General features: G+C 71.4%; 3 protein-coding genes. 1 reads left to right on the top strand and 2 read right to left on the bottom strand.

Going from position 1 to position 4,540, the window contains the following annotated elements:
* Positions 1-193: 193 nt before the first annotated feature.
* Positions 194-1,114: an aminoglycoside phosphotransferase family protein gene (locus ACTIDRAF_RS0200445; protein WP_016696730.1), complete on the bottom strand. Its 921-nt coding sequence runs from the start codon at positions 1,112-1,114 to the stop codon at positions 194-196.
* 553 nt (positions 1,115-1,667) lie between these two features.
* Complete coding sequence (locus tag ACTIDRAF_RS0200450; RefSeq protein ID WP_016696731.1) at positions 1,668-2,486, bottom strand: hypothetical protein; 819 nt, start codon at positions 2,484-2,486, stop codon at positions 1,668-1,670.
* Positions 2,487-2,647: 161 nt separating this feature from the next.
* On the opposite strand from ACTIDRAF_RS0200450, the gene ACTIDRAF_RS0200455 reads away from it, so the two are divergent.
* Complete coding sequence (locus tag ACTIDRAF_RS0200455; RefSeq protein WP_016696732.1) at positions 2,648-4,429, top strand: carbon starvation CstA family protein; 1,782 nt, start codon at positions 2,648-2,650, stop codon at positions 4,427-4,429.
* The last annotated feature ends 111 nt before the right edge of the window (positions 4,430-4,540 follow it).

Genomic DNA, 4,540 nt, shown 5'->3' on the forward strand with positions numbered 1-4,540 from the left:
GTCGTCCCCGCGCACGCGGGGCTGTTCCTGCCACGTCACGATCTCCCACGGCTCGGCGGTCGTCGTCCCCGCGCACGCGGGGCTGTTCCCCAGGACCAGTCCCGACGGGCTTGGACTGGGCCGTACTGGGTTTGTTTGGAAGCACCCGGTGTGAAGGCGGGACCGAGGGCGGAGCTACCGGGGACTGACGTGCTCAGTGTCCCAACGCTCGCGACACCGCGATCGCCGAGGACGCGAGCCGCGTTTCGCCGTCGGCGATGTCCCACAGCGCGTTCTGCAACAGGCGTCCCATGGTCCAGCCGGCCGCCCGGGCGCGGTCCAGGTGCAGTACCTCGGTGAGGAGGTCGAAACGGCGGCGGATCACCCGGTGCGGGTCCCCTCCCGCCACGACTTCGTCCCAACGGCTGTCCAGGGCGGGCCACAGGTCGAAGCCGGGGTCGCCAGCCAGTGGCTCCGGGTCGATCGCGAGCCACGGTTCACGTTCAGCGGCGAGGACGTTGTCGTAGTGCAGATCCCAGTGCAGCATCCGGTCACCGGGCTCGTCCAGCAGCTCCGCCACCGCTGAGGCCCATCCCCGCAGGTGCCGCTGGTCGCTCGGGTCGGTCAGCGCCGCGCTCGCGGACGGAACCCGTGCCAGCATGTCGGTCGCGATGTCCCCGAGCCCGCGCAGCTCCGGCGGCGCGGCGAACGACACCAACCTGGCCTGGAGTTCGGCCAGGATTCTCATCGCGGTGTCGTCGTCCTCGATCGAGGACAGCGTTCGTGCCCCGTCGAGCCGTTCCAGCAGCATCGCGCTGGTGTCCGCGTCGTGGTCGAGCAACCGCACGACCCCGTCGCCGTGCCACGTGCGCAACCCCACGAGGGCGGCTGTGGTCTCCTCCCTGGGCAGCTGCAGTTTGAGGACGGCGGGGGTGTCGTCGGCCCGGAGCACCGGCACCACCAGGGAGGCGGCTCCCGAGGTCGGGTCGCCGTCCCGCCTCAGCTCCCAGCGGTCCAGCAACTGGCCGACCAGCCCGGGAAGCGCGGCCAGCCATTCCTTGCCGGTCTCGCCGAAGGCGGTCGCGTACGAGGCGACGAGGGCTGCTGGGACGTGCACCGCTTCTCGCGTGCTCATGGTGGATCCCTTCGCAGGCGGTCGTTGGTTCCGCGTCCCTCGGACGGCGGCGATCAGTATCGGGGGAGGGGCCCTGCGGCGTGGTGGGCGGCACCGGGCGTGTCCTGCGGGTCGCCTCCTGGCCGTGGGCACCGTGACCGGGAAAGCGGGGTGCATCAGCCGGTTCCGAGCCGTCGGGGACGAGCCTCGGGTGTCGCGGGGCCTTGCCGCCTCTCCACCCGCCCTGCGGAGACGACGGCGACCGGGCGCCGCCGCCGGGCGGGTGCCGTTCCTGGGTGGGAGCGGACGGACCTGAGCGGCCTCAGCCATGCCGGCCGAGTCGGTTCCCGGCGCGGTGCTGGGCGAGGGGCGACGACCCGCTCCCGCGCGTCCCGCAGGGCGGTGACCCCCCGGGTGGGAAGCGAGTCCGTGCAGCGGTGCCGAGAGGCACTCGCGCCCGGGCCCGGGCGGGAGGGACGGTGCGGGAGGGACCGCCCTCCACCGGGGCGTCCCCTCGACGAACCGGAGGACGACGGGCGTCCGACGTTCCGACGGGACACCCTGGGTGCACCGGTCAGCAGGACACGCCGAGCCTGCGTTCCAGCTCCGCCACTCCGGCCCGGCACTCCCTGGCCAGGGTGCGGTGCCCCTGGAACCGGCCGAGGATCCCGAAGGGCCGCACCGAGGCCGCCGGGGCGCCGGCCGCGTGTTCCACCCGCAGCCGGTTCCCCACGAGCGGGCCCGCCCGGTGCCACCGTTCCCACCGTTCGTAGTCCGGGCTGTGGTGGTGGCCGAACGCGAAGGCCGGTTCCCCGGCCCCCGGCGGGCGGCCCTCGTCCGCCGCCAGGGCGAGTTCACCGCCGGGTCCCACCGCCCAGTCCTCGGCCGACACCACGTCCACCCGGGGAGTACGGGCCTCGGCGTCCGCCTCCCGCACCAGCAGCGCGTCCCGCTCGTCCCGTCGGGGCGGGAGTTCCCGAATCTCCGGGGTCCCGTCGATGGTGACGATCACCCGCGCCACCCACCACCAGTTCTCCCGCCGGGAGAGCAGGCTGTCCGCCCGCAGGCGGGTCGGCGGGTACTTCACCATCTCCTGGTGCAGCAGGTGTTCGACGTACCGGGCGCCCTCCAGGTCGTGCTCCACCCGCACCGGACCGACCGCGACCACCCCCGGGGCGGGAGCCCCCTCCTGTCCGAGGCGCCCGGGCACGCAGAACGCCACCCGCCGGCCCGTGAGGTCGTCCGCCTCGGCGAGTCGCGACAACGGCAGCGCCACGCAGGGCCGCCCCTCCCGGGACAGTGGGATCACGGCGGCGCCGGTGGGACCGGACGCGCCCAACCAGCACAGCTCACCGGTGCCCGCGCGAGCCCACCTCTCCGCGAAATCGCTCATCCCGCTCCTCCTGGCGCTCCACCGTTCCGGTGAACGCTTCCGTTGTCAACAATTCGCTCGTCGGTTCTTACCAACCGGCCGATCATTCGGTAGCTTCTGGTACTCGCGCCGGTCGGACAACGGAGAACGCACCGGCAGAGTGGCACAGGAGGTCGCTGCGGATGCCCGCGATCGTGGTCATGCTCGCCGTCATCGCGGTTTTCGCGGTGGCCTACCGCTACTACTCGGCGTACCTGGCGCGCCGCGTCTACGTGCTGAACCCCCGGTACGTGACACCGGCCCACCGTTACACCGACGGAATCGACTTCGTCCCGACCAGCCGGCACATCGTGTTCAGCCACCACTTCATCTCGGTGGCGGGTGCCGCTCCGATCGTCGGCCCCGCCGTCGGCGTCTACTGGGGGTGGGGGCCGGCGCTGGTCTGGGTGGTGGTCGGGTCCATCTTCGCCGCCGGTGTGCACGACTTCGGCGCGCTCGTCGTCTCGGTCCGGCACCGCGCCCGCAGCATCGGCGCCCTCGCCGGTGAGGTGATCAGCAAACGGGCGCGGGGGCTGTTCCTGCTCATCATCTTCTTCCTGCTGACCCTGGTGAACGCGGTGTTCTCCGTGGTCATGGCGAACCTGTTCATCGCCAACCCGGCCTCGGTGCTGCCTATCCTGGTGGAGATCCCACTGGCCATCGCCGTCGGCCAGTACATCTACCGCACCAGGACGGCCGCGCTCGTCCCCTCCATCATCGCGCTGCTCGTGGTCTACGCGATGATCCCGTTGGGCTTGCTCGTGCCGATCAGCCTCGACCCGGTGGCCTCAGCGCTGGGCACGGACGCCCGGACGCTCTGGATCATCTTCATCTTCCTCTACGCGTTCGCCGCGTCCCGGCTGCCGGTGTGGATGCTGCTCCAGCCCCGCGACTACATCAACCAGCACCAGCTGGTGATCGCGCTGGTCATCATCCTGCTGGGGATGGGCATCGGCCTGAACCGCATCGTCGCCCCGGTCGTGAACGACGTGCCGGCCGACTCGCCCCCCTGGTTCCCGTTGCTGTTCGTCACGATCGCCTGCGGAGCCATCTCCGGATTCCACAGCCTGGTCGCATCCGGGACCACGGCGAAACAGATCGACAAGGAAACCGACGCCCGGTTCGTCGGTTACACCTCGGCACTTGGCGAGGGCGGCTTGGCGGTCTGTTCCATCCTCGCCTGCACCGCCGGGATCGCGGCCACCACCATCGAGTGGAACGCGTTGTTCTCCGACTTCTCCACCGCTTCCGGTGGGGCCACCGACAACTTCGTCAACGGAGTCGCGAACTTCGCCTCCAACCTGGGAATCCCGCTGGAGGTCGGCGTCGTCTTCGCCGCCGTGGTCGTCATCAGCTTCGCGGCGACCACGATGGACACCGGTGTCCGGCTCCAGCGCTACATCGTCCAGGAGATCGCCGAGATCGTCCGCTTCCGCCCGCTGGCCCGGAGTCTGACCTGGTCGTCGCTGGTGGCGGTCGTGGTGCCCCTGGCACTGGCGCTGGCACCCGGCGACCTCGCGTTCGGGACGCTGTGGCAGCTGTTCGGCACCACCAACCAGCTCACCGCCGGTCTCGCCCTGGCCGTCATCGCCGTGTGGGTGACCAAGAAGCGGCGCAACCCGCTGGCCGTCCTCATCCCCCTGGTGTTCCTGCTGGTGATGACGTCGTGGGCACTGATCATCAACCTCATCGACTTCGTCCAGGCTGGGGAGTGGCTGCTCGCGCCGCTGGACGCCGTGATCTTCGTCCTCGCGATCTGGCTGATCATCGAGGCCAGCCTCGCGTTGCGCTCGGCCTGGGCCTCACGGGGCCTGCCGCCGGAGGACGACGAGGACGAGGACGTCGACGCGGCGGCGGTCACCTCGGGTGAGACCACGGCCGAGCAGCCGGCCGGCCGGACCCCGACCGACACCGACGAACGATGAGCGGCGCCGCGTCGGACGAACCCGACGGTCGTTCGCGGCCGGTGGGCGACGACGCGGCGGGGACCACGCGGCGGCGCCGACCGGCCTCCGGGCCGGTCGGCGACCGCATCC

The sequence above is a fragment of the Actinoalloteichus spitiensis RMV-1378 genome (assembly GCF_000239155.1).
GTDB lineage: Bacteria > Actinomycetota > Actinomycetes > Mycobacteriales > Pseudonocardiaceae > Actinoalloteichus_B > Actinoalloteichus_B spitiensis.